The 15,641-nt window shown below is 34.4% G+C and carries 15 protein-coding genes, 1 tRNA gene and 1 CRISPR repeat array; of the genes, 8 read left to right on the top strand and 8 right to left on the bottom strand.

Annotated features, from left to right (window positions below; translation table 11 throughout):
- Window positions 1–497: 497 nt before the first annotated feature.
- From J3U59_RS10735 to hemA, 3 genes are all read right to left on the bottom strand, one after another.
- Window positions 498–584, bottom strand: a tRNA-Leu gene (locus tag J3U59_RS10735).
- A 101-nt stretch (window positions 585–685) separates the two neighbouring features.
- Window positions 686–925, bottom strand: a complete 240-nt coding sequence (locus J3U59_RS10730; RefSeq protein WP_267334259.1) for a zinc ribbon domain-containing protein — start codon at window positions 923–925, stop codon at window positions 686–688.
- 397 nt (window positions 926–1,322) lie between these two features.
- Complete coding sequence (hemA, locus tag J3U59_RS10725; RefSeq protein ID WP_267334258.1) at window positions 1,323–2,594, bottom strand: glutamyl-tRNA reductase; 1,272 nt, start codon at window positions 2,592–2,594, stop codon at window positions 1,323–1,325.
- 161 nt (window positions 2,595–2,755) lie between these two features.
- Between hemA and lolB the strand changes: the two genes are divergently transcribed.
- Window positions 2,756–3,376 (top strand): lipoprotein insertase outer membrane protein LolB, encoded by a 621-nt coding sequence (lolB, locus tag J3U59_RS10720; RefSeq protein ID WP_267334257.1) that lies wholly within the window; start codon window positions 2,756–2,758, stop codon window positions 3,374–3,376.
- 9 nt (window positions 3,377–3,385) lie between these two features.
- The gene (gene ispE / locus J3U59_RS10715) at window positions 3,386–4,225 is read left to right on the top strand and encodes a 4-(cytidine 5'-diphospho)-2-C-methyl-D-erythritol kinase (RefSeq protein WP_416379610.1); all 840 of its coding nucleotides are present in this window, start codon (window positions 3,386–3,388) and stop codon (window positions 4,223–4,225) included.
- 105 nt (window positions 4,226–4,330) lie between these two features.
- Here ispE and J3U59_RS10710 read toward each other — a convergent pair whose 3' ends face one another.
- Entirely contained in the window at window positions 4,331–4,981 is a 651-nt protein-coding gene (locus J3U59_RS10710) for a DUF421 domain-containing protein (protein ID WP_065634602.1), read from the bottom strand.
- A gap of 140 nt (window positions 4,982–5,121) precedes the next feature.
- The gene (locus J3U59_RS10705) at window positions 5,122–5,889 is read right to left on the bottom strand and encodes a transporter substrate-binding domain-containing protein (protein WP_267334255.1); all 768 of its coding nucleotides are present in this window, start codon (window positions 5,887–5,889) and stop codon (window positions 5,122–5,124) included.
- 1,371 nt (window positions 5,890–7,260) lie between these two features.
- Here J3U59_RS10705 and apt point away from each other — a divergent pair.
- From apt to J3U59_RS10685, 4 genes are all read left to right on the top strand, one after another.
- A complete protein-coding gene (apt, locus tag J3U59_RS10700) occupies window positions 7,261–7,812 on the top strand; it encodes an adenine phosphoribosyltransferase (protein ID WP_267334254.1) in 552 nt (183 codons plus the stop codon).
- A 337-nt stretch (window positions 7,813–8,149) separates the two neighbouring features.
- Window positions 8,150–8,377 carry a PTS glucose transporter subunit IIA gene (locus J3U59_RS10695; protein WP_267334253.1) on the top strand — a complete coding sequence of 76 codons (228 nt, stop codon included), beginning with the start codon at window positions 8,150–8,152 and terminating at the stop codon, window positions 8,375–8,377.
- A 414-nt stretch (window positions 8,378–8,791) separates the two neighbouring features.
- Window positions 8,792–9,562, top strand: a complete 771-nt coding sequence (ddaH, locus tag J3U59_RS10690) for a dimethylargininase (protein WP_267334252.1) — start codon at window positions 8,792–8,794, stop codon at window positions 9,560–9,562.
- A 51-nt stretch (window positions 9,563–9,613) separates the two neighbouring features.
- Window positions 9,614–11,014 carry a basic amino acid/polyamine antiporter gene (locus J3U59_RS10685; RefSeq protein WP_267334251.1) on the top strand — a complete coding sequence of 467 codons (1,401 nt, stop codon included), beginning with the start codon at window positions 9,614–9,616 and terminating at the stop codon, window positions 11,012–11,014.
- A 24-nt stretch (window positions 11,015–11,038) separates the two neighbouring features.
- Here the strand turns inward: J3U59_RS10685 and J3U59_RS10680 are convergent, their stop codons facing one another.
- The gene (locus J3U59_RS10680) at window positions 11,039–11,785 is read right to left on the bottom strand and encodes a tRNA1(Val) (adenine(37)-N6)-methyltransferase (RefSeq protein WP_267334250.1); all 747 of its coding nucleotides are present in this window, start codon (window positions 11,783–11,785) and stop codon (window positions 11,039–11,041) included.
- Window positions 11,775–12,440 carry a deoxyribonuclease V gene (gene nfi, locus J3U59_RS10675; protein WP_416379609.1) on the bottom strand — a complete coding sequence of 222 codons (666 nt, stop codon included), beginning with the start codon at window positions 12,438–12,440 and terminating at the stop codon, window positions 11,775–11,777. The genes J3U59_RS10680 and nfi overlap by 11 nt, the downstream gene beginning before the upstream one ends.
- Window positions 12,441–12,500: 60 nt before the next feature.
- On the opposite strand from nfi, the gene J3U59_RS10670 reads away from it, so the two are divergent.
- The gene (locus J3U59_RS10670; RefSeq protein ID WP_267334248.1) at window positions 12,501–13,082 is read left to right on the top strand and encodes an IMPACT family protein; all 582 of its coding nucleotides are present in this window, start codon (window positions 12,501–12,503) and stop codon (window positions 13,080–13,082) included.
- A 603-nt stretch (window positions 13,083–13,685) separates the two neighbouring features.
- Window positions 13,686–13,953: a CRISPR direct-repeat array (repeat unit 28 nt; unit sequence TTTCTAAACTACCTACACGGCAGTGAAC).
- Between the two features lie 242 nt (window positions 13,954–14,195).
- On the opposite strand, the gene J3U59_RS10665 is transcribed toward J3U59_RS10670, so the two are convergent.
- Entirely contained in the window at window positions 14,196–14,831 is a 636-nt protein-coding gene (locus J3U59_RS10665; protein WP_267334247.1) for a hypothetical protein, read from the bottom strand.
- A 314-nt stretch (window positions 14,832–15,145) separates the two neighbouring features.
- Between J3U59_RS10665 and J3U59_RS10660 the strand changes: the two genes are divergently transcribed.
- Window positions 15,146–15,640, top strand: coding sequence for a GNAT family N-acetyltransferase (locus tag J3U59_RS10660; RefSeq protein WP_267334246.1), 495 nt, complete (start codon window positions 15,146–15,148; stop codon window positions 15,638–15,640).
- Window position 15,641: the final 1 nt, after the last annotated feature.

The following is a 15,641-nucleotide window of genomic DNA, read 5'->3' as shown; positions in this document are numbered from 1 at the left end:
TGTCTTTATATTATAAAGCATAATGCGCAATCCTTCAAGCAAATTTATGTTTTATTTACACTTTTCCATTTTAGTGCGCAAAAAAACTAAACGATTAATTTACCGGTCAAAGTATAGCACCTTAGTAAAATTTAACTACCGATTAACGGCGATTATTTGTAAAGAATGGTAAATGAATAGGGAATGTTATTACTATATGAAAGTTATTAATTTCTGCTTATACGTTATTTAGCTAAAATTGCGAGAAAGTAGAAAAATAGACTTAAGTCAGTAACGTTCTAGTCATGCTTATTAACCTTAATATATAAAGGCATTAAAGCCATTTTACCGATGCATGCCATTATTGAAACCAATCTACCGGTCTGTATATTCGATATTGTACTTGATTTGATTTAATACTTGTGAAAGTTGATTGATAAAAAAAGCAAATTGATAGACCTATTCGAAATAGTTTTTAAATATAAATCAATTTTTAACTGGAGCGATGTTAGCTAGCTTGGTGCCAGTGGTCGGACTCGAACCGACACGCTTTTAAGGGCGGCGGATTTTGAATCCGCTGCGTCTACCAATTTCGCCACACTGGCACTTAATGTGTAAAGAAGTAAACGTTGGCATTATACTAAGCTTTACAATATCTGCAACAGTTATTCTTGCAAACTTTTTTAGTTGCCTAAAATTCCAACTATTACCGACGTTTCCATGCTGGAAGTTTTTTTAAGATTATATAAGCGGTTTGCTTAGCAACAGAATAATCTATATTGTGATTTTTTGCATAACGTAATGTGACTTCTTGCCATTTTTCGTCAAACGTTTTCATACTACCATCTTGATGTGCACAGTGTTTACAATAATTTTTAGACATATCGTGCAATGGATAATCACCAATAGTTGTCATTGGCATGCCACAAGCAATACACATTTTCATAGCAACATCTCGTTTTAATGATTAAAAAATTAAAAATTTTTTTTTCAATACAATGTTGAAAATGCTACTCCGAGTTTAAGTCGATTACAAGACACCGTGAAGCAATAGACAATAAAAATAAAATTGAGTGATTTAATATAATAGTTAGGTCTTATTGTTAATAAAGATATAATTAGTTTAGGCAAAAAAACATATTTCCTATCTTAATCAAGATGTTAGACATTAAAAATTATTTTTAACAAAATATAATTCAGCCATTACTAACTCTGTTAGCAATAGTTACTTTTTATTTGATCATCTCAATAAAATCATAAGAAAATTTAATTCAAAGTTTAGTTTGCTAATAATAACCGAATTTGAAGATTGATGATATTTATCAATCAAGATCAGAAATTAATTAATGATCTTTCAAACCTAAACCTTTACTTAATACTTTAAAGCAATCATCACAATCATGTGTCGCTGCTTGTAACAAGGTTTGCGTTGGTGCATGAATAAGTTTATTCGTCAATTTATGCGAAAATTCAGCAAAGACTTCATCTATATTGGCACCTTGCTTAATGGCATTAAGTGCTTTATATTCTAATTCTTTCTTAATATGTTCGGCATTAGTACGATATTGCTTAACAAAATTAACAGCCTGCCTAGCTTTAAGCCAATCGATAAATTGTTCAGCTTGTTCTTGAATAATATATTGCGCCTGCTTGGCCGCAATTGAGCGCTGCTGTAAATTACTTTCAACCGTTTTTTGGAGATCATCAATGGTATAAAGATGAACATGATTAAGTTGATTAATCTCTTCTTCTACATCACGAGGAACAGCTAAGTCTATAAATAACATTTTGCGGTTATTTCTTGCTACCAATGTCCGCTCAACCATGCCTTTACCAATAATAGGTAAAGGGCTTGCCGTTGAACTGATTACAATATCAACATCTTTAAGTCGATTGGCAATATCTGGTAATGAAATAATTTCTGCATCAATTAGCGAGGCAAGTTTTAATGCTTTTTCACGGGTACGATTTGCAACAATAACATGATTAAAACCGTGCGGCTTTAAGTACCGAGAAATAAGCTCGATGGTCTCTCCTGCCCCAACTAACATCACATTTAATTGTGGAGTATCAGTAAAAAGGTTTCTAGCAATTAAACAAGCAGCATAAGCAACAGAAGCAGTATTAGCACCAATATTGGTTTCACTACGAACGGTTTTGGCAACATGAAAAATTTTTTGAAATAATTTTTCTAATGTTAACGACAAACAATGATTTTTTTGCGCCTGCATATACGCAGCTTTTACTTGTCCTAAAATTTGTGGCTCACCAATAATCATGGAATCGATGCCACTTGCAACCGACATCAAATGTTCAACCGCTTGTTGACCTTCATACCAATAAATGGCGTTTTGATACTGAGCAATATCAACATGATGAAATTGACCTAACCAAATCTCAACAGACTGTTTTAATTTTAGAAAATCAGTATCATGCTCGTAACTTAAATAGATTTCTGTGCGGTTACACGTAGACACAATAACACACCCTTCAACTAAAGGATGTTGATAAAGGCTATATAATGCTTTATCCACAATTTCATTGGGAAAAGCGATTTTTTCCCTTAATGAAAGTGGTGCAGTTTTATGGTTAACACCTAATATTGTAATTGACATTGCTTTGTTTCTATTATGAGTGATATAACGATATTATTAAGCGTTTTATTATTTTTATTATACATAAAAAAACAATAAAGGTTAATTACAGTTACTTTTTCTTATTCTAACGATTTTCAGTTATAATAAATTTATATTAGGCAATTTTAATGGGCTAATTCATGACTAAAATCAATTATCTATTTATTATCGTTTTATCTTTGTTTATGACTGCTTGCCAAGTCAGCCAACAACAAAACTCGACATCTATTGTAAACCAATGGCAAAATCATCAGCACGATCTTGAACAGATAAATACGTTTCAAGTTAATGGAAGTATTGCTCATTTCAGCAACAAAACCCGTAGTTATGGTCGCTTTTTAATTAACCAACAATCAGATGATCGTTTCGACATAAAATTGACCACACCTGTTGGAACTAGCATCTTGAGCCTAAAAGTAGAACCTAATTATGCACAACTTATTGATAAAGATGGTAATAACTATAATGGCAATAATATCGAAGATTTGATGAGTAAGGTGTCTAACGTTAATATTCCACTAAACTCCCTTCATAATTGGTTAAAAGGTTATTCTAATAATAGTTCTGCCGATAAATTAGATAAATCAGGCAGATTAACCGCGACTGAATTTATACAGAATAATAATAAATGGCAGTTAAAGATTGCGAGTTACTCAACGTATACTTTTAGAAATAAAAAAATTGATCTACCATCGTCAATTGAGCTAAATCATAATGATGAGCTTATTCGTTTAAAAATTAGTAACTGGATCTTACGATAGTAGGTAATCATAATGAAACAGTGGTTATCGCCTGCAAAGCTGAATTTATTTTTATATATAACGGGTCGCCGCCCAGATAATTACCATAATTTACAAACGTTGTTTCAATTTATTGATTTATGCGACAGCCTCACTTTTAACTTGCGTAAAGATAATAAAATTAATTTATTAACGCCTTTTGATAACGTTCCTTATGATAAAAATTTAATCGTTATTGCTGCACAGTGTTTAAAAAACTATACTCAACGCCTCGATCTAGGCATTGATATTACCATCAACAAGAAAATACCTATGGGTGGGGGGCTTGGTGGCGCCTCATCAAATGCCGCCACAGTATTAGTTGCGCTCAATGAGTTATGGCAACTCGCTTTACCAACGGAAACATTAATTACTCTAGGACGAAAGCTTGGCGCAGATGTGCCTATTTTTATCTATGGGCACGCGGCATTTGCTGAGGGAATTGGTGACCAGCTACAATCTGTTGATTATCAAGAAAATTGGTATTTAATTACTTACCCCAATATTGAGATTTCGACAGTCGAAATCTTTAATGATCCCGGACTAAAACGTGATACTCCTGTTCGCACTATTGAGCAACTGCTTTCTCAACCATTCGAGGCGTTCAGCAACGATTGCGAAAATATTGTCGGTAAACGTTATCCTAAAGTACATCAAATTATTAGCTACCTATCGCAATTTGCGCCGACCAAACTGACAGGTACTGGAGCTTGTGTATTTAGCTTATGTCACTCGCAGCAGCAAGCACAAGAAATACAATCAACACTTAATAAGTTTTCGGTAGAAAGTTTTATTACGCGATCGCTAAATACCTCACCGTTATATCAATAGTTATCTATAATTTTAGAGAAGCATCGGTTAAAAATACCTTAACTTTCACAATAAGGTTAAGGTTTATTCAAAAAAAATTCGGTTTAAAAACACCATTGTTAATTTTTATTGCTTGACCGATTCAACGGGAATAATAAATAGATGTTTATCATAATATTCAACGCAATATAATCCTTCATAGCTGGTATAGCCTTGCTCGTTCAATTTGGCTTTTAACCAATCTTCATTTTTATCAATCGATTGTAACGCTTCATCATTTGGTTTTTCGTTTTCAAGAACAATAACAGATATATCCTTATCACCCTTTTTCACAATAGTTAGCTGACCATTAGGCTCAAGAATTGCTTTTTCAACAGCATTAATAGTAAAAATATTTTTCATCCTTAATAATACTGCAAAGCTAGCAAAATCAATATTTACACCAGCAAAAGCATCTAACTTAATTTTACCTTTATCCATTAATATAATTGGATTACCGACAATAAAAGCTTTTGCATTTTGACTTCTTTTCTTCAGATAATTAGAGGTATACATAATAGTTGTCCACATCAACAACACCACTAAAAAATCAAACACTGTTAATTTAGGATTATAAATAATACCGCCTGCAATACCACCTAAAATCATATTACCGATAAAATCAATGCTCGACATTTGAGATAACGAAGTTTTTCCGGTTATTTTTAAAAATAAAATTATACAAATAAAAACAACCAATAATTTAAATGCAATAACTAAAAAATCATGATAATTCATACTTATATCACCCCTATAATGATATTGCCAAAATTACACAATCAATGAAAAAGTTATTCAGCTTAAAACAGAGTTTTAAAGCCGAATTTCACTTTATTTTTATAACCTTCGCTATCAACTGAAAGAAGTAAATTTAATGATCAATTAAGATGCGTAATGACACCCCATTTTATTGCAAGCTGTTCTTTATTTGAATTTGGTAACCAATTATTAATTTCATCCATTAATTTTTTATTATTCAACTGTACCATGTAAGCTTTATAACTTTCGGTACCTTCGAATGGCTTAACTGTCGCTAAACATAAGACATTAGGCTCTTTGTTTTCATAATAATGACCTTCGATCAGATCTGTCACCATCATATCAGCGGTTTTATCACGTAACGCTTGAAGATTATCAATATTATTTTTTACACGAATGATGTGTGCAGTATGAATATTTTGATTTACAAAGCTTTCATTGGTCCCACCAGGGTTAACGACAACTTTAACATTAGGTTGGTTAATGGCGTCTAAATTTGCTAATTGAGGTGCCATATCACATGCGGCTAACGCAATCTTACCATTAGGAACGACTTGGTCAGATAGTAAAAAATTAGCTGCACGATCTTTGGTGTAGGTCACGCCACCCATTGCAACATCATACTTATCAGCAGCTAAATCTTGGGAAAGTGTGGGCCAGCTTGTAATATAAAATTCAGGTGTAACATTTAATTTTTTAGCTAAATCTTTTGCCATATCAATATCAAAACCAACCAACGAATTTTGATTATCATAGAAAGCAAGTGGTGCATAATCAGCAGGCACACCAATTCTAATTGTTTTTGAGCTGATGATTTCATCATAAGTACGCGCTTGAGCAAGTCCTGAGCAAAGCAATAATGCCATAATGGCAGTTAACTTTTTCATCTAATTATTCCTTTTAATAACCTGTTAGATCCAAATAAAAACATAAATAAGACAAATTAAATCAATTAATTTCATCTAAAAAGATTTAATTTCAATAGTTAATTTACTTCAACTTTACTATTAGATTGGATATTAAGCCATTTAGCAATCAATTTTATCGATATCTGAGGCGATTTTATTAAAACGTTCTAAAAAATAGTTATTTATTTTTCGGTTGGCAACACCAGTTTATTTTTACCATGCTAGTAAAAATACAGTCACTGGTGATTAAGCATGAAAAACTAAAGTTGGCTTATCAAAAACGGGATTCAAATCTAAACTTATTACCCAGCACGACTGCAAAAAAGATTCATATGATATTGCTGTTTTTTATATGGCAACTTAGCGAGCTCGAAAACCTAAATTTGAAAATATCAAATTCACGTAACATCTACATTATACTCAACACCCGTTCTATCCTTGGAAACATATCGACCAACTAAAAACGTAAATCAATCCCCTGAACAAATTGTCGAAGTGCTAGAATTAGTTAATTAAAATAACAAAAAAATTTTAAATGTGTTATTAACACGATGATTTAAAATAAATAACAGTATTAGTTTTCATACATACCAACGCCTCTATCATATAAATAAGGTACTATGCAACTCTTCCGATTAAAATTTTACCAATAACTCACTCGATACACGTTTATTATTTACCAAGTCGTTTTGACTATACATAAAAATGATGAAAAGTGCGGCTTCACCGCATCATAATCAAGATATTGTTTTGATATTCCACTAACGACACAACTTACTTCTATGTCTGTTTACAAGAATTCATAGATTAACCAATGTTAGAGGGCGAGTTTAAACAACTTCTAAGACGACTTAAAACTTGCTATAAATGAACATATCCAACAAACGGTTTAACAATTTTTACAAGCCCCCAATAAAAATCAACCACCTATAAACTACAAACAATGAATAATTCACGTGCTATCGGTGCAGTTGCAAATGCCAATGTTTTTTAACTGCGTATCAATAATTACACCTAATCATCGAGTAATAGTCCCAAATAATAAACTTGTCGGATGTGGTGGATTAAAAAAAAACGTTGGTACATTGAACATAAAAAAGTCATTTACATAAATAATATTAACAATATGAGCTTCGCAGATTAAACCAAGTCACCCAGAATAAAATCAACAGCTATTCTGACAGTTAGATAATGATCTTGCCTACACCATAACTAATAAATGAATAGTTTATCTACATATATTTATCGGCATTATTTCACGATTGCCTTTTGATTATTGCCAGCATTGAGCGCAAAGGTATATAATAGAAGATTAGCCATTGTTATAGAAAAATGTAGAGAACATCTAACATGACTCATATACAAGAAAAACTTACACTGATTAAAAACAGTATTATCACTATTCCAGACTATCCTAAAAAAGGCATTTTATTTCGCGATATTACCAGTTTATTGGAAGATCCTATCGCGTTTAAAGCGTCTGTCGATCTATTAATTGATCATTATAAAGATAAAAAAATCGATAAAGTTGTGGGTACTGAAGCGCGAGGCTTTATCTTCGCTGCACCCATTGCATTAGCTTTAGGTGTTGGTTTTGTGCCGGTTAGAAAACCAAATAAGCTACCGCGTCATGTATTTAAAGAAGAATATCAACTTGAATATGGTACCGATACGCTCGAAATTCATTCCGATGCGATCAAATCGGGAGAGCGCGTATTGATTATTGATGATCTGTTGGCTACGGGTGGCACAGTTGCAGCGACAGCAAAATTAATACAACGATGTGGTGGAATTGCACAAGATGCCGCTTTTGTTATTAACTTACCTGATTTACAAGGCAAAACCAAATTAACTCAAGCTGGAATCAATTGTTTTACACTCATTGATTTTGAAGGAAAGTAAACCACCTTTATAGTAGGGCGAAACTTTCGCCCTATTGCACTTGTAGCGTCCCATCTTTTCATCAATGTTATCGTAGAAAATCAAAATAATTTTTTATCTATTGCACCTGCTCAAAAAAAACACTTATCGATGCAACATTCTGGACTGGCTATCGATTCCAAAGGGATTATTATGCTATTGGAATAGATATCAAAAGCAATATCAATTGTTGAAAATAACCTTGTTATGCATAATAAATTAGTTAATACCCCCCTACAGAACAAATACTCAATGAGATAGTTCAAAACGTACCCTGTTACATTAGAAACAATCAACCAATAAGACATCTATTTACCAATTGAGGGCAGTTGAATCAATTAACAAAGTGCCTGGCACTATCTTTTCTGAAAAAGTTGTTGATAAAAGTGTTGTCATTGAGCCACTTAAAGTCATCGTTTATGCGCCTTTTGGTGGTAAAGAATGTGAGCTATTTCATACCAAACACGCCATGGATTTAACATCCAAATTAGGTATTAAATTACTGATTCATATTGGACAAGAAACAGTCGCACTGGAAGGCAAATAGTTTAACACACTTATCAATACTGGCGACAAAATCAAAAAAGGCGATAACTTATTTAACACGATATCAATAGCTTAAAAAAGAAGAATATAATTAATTTGTTAACATCAATTGCGATAACCAACCGTAATAATTTTATGACAATTATAATACCCTTAGCCAACAATGATTAGCCATGATCGATTAATGATGCTATCAAAGCAAAGCTAAGCTAAGGATCACAAAACCAAGCACTCAAATAACATAATTGTTACGTTCTATCATTAAAAAACCCGTCAAAGTCACAATCGTAAACTTCATTATTGACAAACAAATAAAATAATTGCATAAAAAATCACATTAATACTTGATTAAGCGCTTAATGTGAATTATTATTCAAAAATAAAGCATAATTATTAAAAAGGAAATAAATAGAAAATGAAAAAATTTAGTCATATTATTGCCAGAACACCCGCTAAATCACTAATTAATGGGCTAACGTCAGCTAATTTAGGTAAACCCGATTATCAAAAAGCCTTAAATCAACATAATGATTATATTCGCGCTTTACAGCAATGCGATGTTGACATCACCATTCTTCCCGCTGATGAACGTTTTCCTGATTCTGTATTTGTTGAAGATGCCGTACTTTGTACGCCGCATTGTGCAATAATCACAAGGCCGGGCGCTGAAAGTCGACGAGATGAAACAACTATCATTGCCGATACCATTGAACGTTTTTATCCAAATAAAGTCGAAGCCATTACAGCGCCGGGAACGGTTGAAGCTGGCGATATTATGATGGTTGGTGATCATTATTATATTGGTTTATCGGCGCGTACCAATCAAGCTGGTGCCGATCAAATGATTGCCATATTAAAAAAATATGGTATGACAGGATCGGTTGTCACTTTAGAAAAGGTTCTCCATTTAAAAACAGGCCTAGCCTATTTGGAAAATAATAATTTACTTGCAGCAGGCGAATTTATCACTAAGCCGGAATTTCAACACCTTAATATCATTGAGATCCCTGAACAAGAAAGTTATGCCGCTAACTGTATTTGGGTTAATGATCGCGTCATTATGCCAGCCGGTTATCCGATCACAAAAGCAAAAATCGAAGCATTAGGCTATCAAGTCATTGAAGTCGATACCTCTGAATATCGAAAGGTTGACGGTGGCGTCAGCTGTATGTCATTACGATTTTAATGTTGATGTATTAAATGACGCTATTTTTAACCCTTTAAAAAAGATAACAACATGAATACACCTACAAAAACAAAACTTGGTATTTTGCCACTAACCTTGTTAGTGGTAGGCAGTATTGTTGGCAGTGGTATTTTTAGTTTGCCACAAAATATGGCCGAAGCATCGGGGGCTGGTTCGATTTTAATTGCTTGGGTAATAACCTTAATTGGCATGTTAATGCTAACACGAATCTTTCAATATTTGTCGATTCGATTTTACAAGATCAATGATGGATTATACGGTTATGTCCGTGAAGGTTTTGGTGATTATATCGGCTTTAATGCAGCATGGGGATATTGGATATCCGCCTGGATGTCTTGTGCCAGCTATTTAGTCATTTTATTCAGTGCATTAGGCTCGTTTGACTGTTTGCGTTTTTTTGGCAATGGAACCACATTGCCTGCTGTCATGGGTGGTTTGGTCTTTTTATGGATTGTCCATACTTTTATTTTAAAGGGAATTTATCGCGCATTTTTATTAAATTGTTTAGTCACATTGGCTAAAATTGTGCCCATTGGTTTGTTTATTATTTGCGTGATTCTTGCATTTAAAATCGATACCTTTAACACCAATTTTTGGGGAACACCACAATTAGGATCGGTCATCGATCAGGTCAAACATACCATGCTTTACACGGTATGGGTTTATTTAGGTATCGAAAGTGCGACGGTTTATGCGTCACGGGCAAAAACAATTTTAAGCATTAGCCGAGCAACCTTTTTCGGCTTTGCAATCACTAGCCTATTATTAGTATGTGTTTCGGTTTTATCGCTAGGAATCGTACCCCAACAAGAACTTGCCGAAATGAAAAATCCATCCATGGCTTGGGTGATCGAACGAGTGGTTGGCAGTTGGGGAGCGACATTTATAAATATTGGTTTAATTGTTTCGGTCAGTGGTGGGTTACTCTCTTGGTTATTACTTGCAGCCGAAATGCTATTTTTAACCGGACATGGTAACAGACACACTGTACCGAGTTATTTTGGTAAGATCAATAAAAACGGCACGCCTGTTAATGCATTGTGGCTAACTACCGCGCTAATTAGTGTTTTAATCATTCTTGCCCACTTCTATCAATCTGGCTATAACACCCTAATTCAACTCTCAACGTCAATGGTACTAATCCCCTACTTACTTTCGGCGCTATTTGTTTTTAAATTGGCGGTTAAACAACGAAAAACCGACTTAATTTTTATTGGTAGTATTGGTTCAATTTATGGATTTTGGTTGATTTATGCTGGAGGCATTGTTTACTTATTGCTCTCTATGATTTTATACAGTGTAGGTTTATTATTTTATCTCTATGCACGAAAACAACGATCACTCCCAGCTTTTAGTTTTTTACACGACAAAATCTATGCCTTAACTATTGTCATATTAGGGATGACTGCAATTCTATATTTTTATATGTAAAGCTATTAAACGAATTATCAAGCGTTATTTTCGAAACAGATAAAAATCGACCAATAAAGCTCGAAAATCATCGGAATAGCGCCCATCCTCATCTCGCATACAAAGATGCTGTTCCAAAACAGCATCACAAGGCTGAAAAGCAAAAGTCATTAATGACAAAGAAAAGGATTTGTTAGCAGAGTACTTAACTTTGAGTTCTTGCTGTAAATATAAATGATTAGACTTTGCTAATAACTTAAATTGATTGGATAAGTGATAAGGCAAAACCAAACAAAACCTACCCGTTATGCTTAATAACCGTTTTACAACATCAAGCAGCTGTTGATAGCTCAAACTTTCAGTATAGCGAGCCAGTTGCCTTTGGCGATCACGGCAATCAACGGCAGATTCAAAATAGGGAGGATTGGTAACAATCAGATCATAACAACCAGATGACTCTATTCTAAATTGATTGATATCTCCCTCAATGGCGTTAACCTTGCTAAAATCAGCAGAAAAGGCATTTTGCTGACACTGGTTTACAGCCTGTTTATCAATATCAATAGCATCAATCTGACAATCACGATTAATAAGGCGCGCGGCTAACATTAAAGCAATCACACCACAACCCGTGCCAATATCAAGTACCTGTTTAGGTGCATGTGTAATCGGTGCCCAGGCGCCTAATAAACAACTATCGGTTGTGACTTTCATTGGGCTTTTATCATGAGCGACAAAAAAATGTTTAAAGGTAAAACCACCTTTTTTGAGTGATAAATGATTATTTGGCATCAAGACTCTTTTTGAATAACGGTTTATTCGAAGCAATAGCATCAGCCCAACGCGTCGGTTCAGGCAAACGATAACCACGTAAACATAGATTAACCCATTTTAACGCACTATCTTGGCTAACACGATGACCAGATGAGATGAATAGTGGATTACAATTATTTTTACTTTGTAACACCCAACCAATTTGTTGTTGCTTATCAACTAATGGGGTAACTTGACCTGCTATTTTAGCGATCGGCGAAAATTGACCACATAGGCGTTTTTTTGCCACACCAATAGTTGGCATATCTAACAATAATCCTAAATGGCTGGCAATACCCAAACGCCTTGGATGCGCAACACCCTGACCATCGACCAACAAAAGATCCGGTTTATGCTTCACTTGCTGCCAAGCGCTAAGTAAAGCGGGATATTCACGAAACGATAAATAACCGGGAATATAAGGAAATTCAGTTTTTAAGCGTGCAATATGATACTCAACTACTTTAAAATCAGGATAAGTTAAAATGACAATAGCTGCTCGCGTGACATTACCATCATCTTCAAATCCAACATCGGTCCCCCCCACTAACTTTATTGCGGGATTAAAATCATCAACCAATTTTACCTGATTGGCTAAGCGTTGCTGGGATTGCTTTAATTGTGCTAAATTGATAGACATTTTTATTCTGCTGGGTATTATTATCGGCAATAAAGTGATTTTAACAGAATTAGTATGCGATATACATTAACAAATCCAGTTGAATTGACTGAAGAAATAAAAAAAAGCCGTTTTATCGTCAATGCTGCGCCCGTCACCACTGCCGATCAGGCAAGCCAATTTATTGAACAAGTTAGCGATATTAATGCTACACACAACTGCTGGGCATGGAAAATCGGTCAACACTACCGCTTTAATGACGATGGCGAACCCACCAGCACCGCAGGTCGCCCAATTCTATCAGCAATTGAAGGACAGGATTGTGATCAAGTCGTGGTAGTGGTTACGCGCTATTTTGGTGGCATAAAATTAGGTACAGGTGGATTAATTCGTGCTTACGGTGGCAGCGCCAGCCACTGCTTACAACAAGCCCAGTTGATCGAACTCATAACCCGTATTCCTCTACAATTTCACTGCTACTATAACGAATGGCCGATTATTGAAAATCGCCTTAAAGAACTTGATGCCATTATCGAACATCAAGATTTTGACGCCGAAGGCGTAAAAGTTAGTTTCGCAATCACCCAAGATAAAATCACAATATTACAAAAAAATATTAGTGATATAACACGTGGTAGAGTGGTGATAGAGAAATAACATTCTGAAAATGTTATGTTACTATATTTTATGATTTAGGACATTAATGGTTTGGCGATGTTGAGGTTTATACTAAAATGCCCACTTTACTTCAACATCTAAGAAAGAATTGTTTCTATTTATTAAGAAATTCGTTTCTTTAATTCTTAATTTCTGGGGCGCTAATAATTGGCTGATTTTTCTTTTCAGTAAAAACGCCCGAATTGGGAGATTTGTGCAAAATCCCCGAAGTTACCTGTATCATCTAAGAGACTTACCGCTTCGAGTCCACCATCAGTGCAAATTTTTTCCGTAAAAATTTTCGCCCACACAGTGCTAGAAAGAGGTCTGCAAGGTGCCTTGGTCTTCGTTTCGTGTGGTTCACTGATTTGTTGCTAACAAAGTCGTGTTGCCAACCATCCCTATTTGGCATACACCGCGCGCGGTTGTCGGCACTTTATCATTGCGTAAATATTAACTTTAATAAACCCAACGGATTATTTATCCATTTTTATTTTTGTATTGGTGAGTGAAAATTTTAGATCTTTTAATAAGATTCTGTCATTTTAGGAACGCTATACAACAACGCACGCCTGTCATTGAATTTTTGAGTAAGCTTTTAGTCTGTTTAACTACCTACACGGCAGTGAACTTTTGGTTATAACGGCTTTTTGGCCGCATTCATTTCTAAACTACCTACACGGCAGTGAACAGACAAATAAATGATAACTCTGCTACAGTTATTTTCTAAACTACCTACACGGCAGTGAACACTTACAACAACATACTAAAGAAATTGGCAAGTTTCTAAACTACCTACACGGCAGTGAACGCTCAACAATAGTTAGATCTTTGGGCGGTTTATTTCTAAACTACCTACACGGCAGTGAACTAGCGTGTTGATTACTATAAACTTTGTTTGGGCAAAGGTAAATAGTGTTTTGGGTGGTTCAAACCCTTTTTTTTGATGAATTTGTAATTTATTGATTTTATTTGATTTAAAACAAGGTCAAAAAAAAGGGTTAAAAACTCGCATAAATTTGGATTAGGTAGAATTTCGGACGTAAATAGTTTAATGTTTTTTCATAACGATAATTACGTCCAAAAGCTAGGCTAACCCAAAATCCCCCATGTCTACCTAAACTCAACCAGATCACCAATTTGTTGGCTAAGGATTATCATCAATTCGAGTATTTGTCGATCGCCATGAATGAACATGTAAAAGGTATCTAAGCGCGGGTAGAATTTTTTCATTTCTTTGCCTTTTGGTGTTTCGGCTGGGCAAAAGTTGAAGGAGAGTACTTCATGCGTTACCATAATACACATAAAGTCCTCCCAGTAGAAAACCCCTTCCATGTCCATTGCTTTATAATAGAAGCCTTCTTCATAAAAAGCACAGTATGACTCACATGGCCATTGTGCATTTTTGTAAAGTTTTTTTAATCGTCTTATTTCGGTAAAGACTGCAATATAATGACTAATTAAAGAGAACACCATACCAATTCCAAAGAGCATAATAATAAATGCCACACTAGTCATCATTTTCATTGGCAGACCAAATGTTGCCGTGATTAAAACAATGAGGATAAAAGCAACGATCGATCCACCTAAACATAAAAACCTTTTTTTAGGGAGAAACATGTGGTGAATCATTTTAGCAATTTTGGGGAGGATTTCATCGCGTGATTGTAATTTAAAATGGCGATCGAATAAAAATGTTGCCTGTTCAGGATCAAAAGCAATATAGGGTTCTTTTACCTGTTTTTTCATTATTTTTTCCTTATTACTATTTTATTTAGATTTTAATTGTCTTTTTTGTAAAAAATCAAAATATTTTCCATAAAATAATATTATTTTGCGAAAATGGCTATTGAATTTTTTGACTGGTTGTTCTGTTGACTAAAAAATATAAACAATTTAATCGTTATATAACGATTATTTACTGCGAAACTCTTTGTTGTAAGCAATCATCTTGAAAAGTATTTTTGTTCATTTTTTCAGTATAGATTAGTACAATTCACTAGTTGCTTGATATAGATAATCTCATTACAATGATGTGAAAATAGTTTTTAATAATTGAAAATATGATCACCTACCGCGATGCCACTTTAGCTGATTTACCTTTTATCGTTGATGTCTACAATTCAACCATTGCTAGCCGCATGGTCACTGCCGATACTGAAACTGTTTCAGTACAAAGCAAAGTGGCTTGGTTTGAACAACATAACCCTCAAAACCGTCCGCTTTGGTTAATTCAATACCATAATCAACCATGCGGTTGGGTTAGTTTGTCATCCTTTTATGGACGACCCGCCTATAATAAAACAGTCGAAATTAGCCTTTATATCCATCAAGATTTTCGTGGTCAACAAATTGGGCAAAAAGCCGTTGAGCACATTGAGGAATTTGCTCAAAAAGTAGGAATAACCGCTATTATGAGTTATATCTTTGGTCATAATATTCCAAGCTTAGCGTTGTTTAAAAAAATGCAGTATCAACAATGGGGGCTATTTCCTAATATTGCAGAGCTGGATGGGATCAAACGTGACTTAATTATACTTGGTAAGCGATTGTCCTGAT

Origin of the sequence: Gilliamella sp. B3783 (assembly GCF_026536125.1) — a bacterium.
In the GTDB taxonomy this organism is placed as follows: domain Bacteria; phylum Pseudomonadota; class Gammaproteobacteria; order Enterobacterales; family Orbaceae; genus Gilliamella.
Note: the sequence above shows the minus strand (reverse complement) of the source record. Positions and strands in the feature narration are given on the sequence as shown.

Bases quoted from the DNA above. Each gene is read 5' to 3' on its own strand.
- ddaH (WP_267334252.1), top strand. From the start codon at position 8,792: ATGAAAAAATTTAGTCATATTATTGCCAGAACACCCGCTAAATCACTA.
- lolB (WP_267334257.1), top strand. From the start codon at position 2,756: ATGACTAAAATCAATTATCTATTTATTATCGTTTTATCTTTGTTTATG.
- J3U59_RS10705 (WP_267334255.1), bottom strand. From the start codon at position 5,889: ATGAAAAAGTTAACTGCCATTATGGCATTATTGCTTTGCTCAGGACTT.
- hemA (WP_267334258.1), bottom strand. From the start codon at position 2,594: ATGTCAATTACAATATTAGGTGTTAACCATAAAACTGCACCACTTTCA.
- J3U59_RS10685 (WP_267334251.1), top strand. From the start codon at position 9,614: ATGAATACACCTACAAAAACAAAACTTGGTATTTTGCCACTAACCTTG.
- J3U59_RS10730 (WP_267334259.1), bottom strand. From the start codon at position 925: ATGAAAATGTGTATTGCTTGTGGCATGCCAATGACAACTATTGGTGAT.
- J3U59_RS10665 (WP_267334247.1), bottom strand. From the start codon at position 14,831: ATGAAAAAACAGGTAAAAGAACCCTATATTGCTTTTGATCCTGAACAG.
- J3U59_RS10660 (WP_267334246.1), top strand. From the start codon at position 15,146: ATGATCACCTACCGCGATGCCACTTTAGCTGATTTACCTTTTATCGTT.
- J3U59_RS10670 (WP_267334248.1), top strand. From the start codon at position 12,501: ATGCGATATACATTAACAAATCCAGTTGAATTGACTGAAGAAATAAAA.
- J3U59_RS10680 (WP_267334250.1), bottom strand. From the start codon at position 11,785: ATGCCAAATAATCATTTATCACTCAAAAAAGGTGGTTTTACCTTTAAA.
- apt (WP_267334254.1), top strand. From the start codon at position 7,261: ATGACTCATATACAAGAAAAACTTACACTGATTAAAAACAGTATTATC.
- J3U59_RS10710 (WP_065634602.1), bottom strand. From the start codon at position 4,981: ATGAATTATCATGATTTTTTAGTTATTGCATTTAAATTATTGGTTGTT.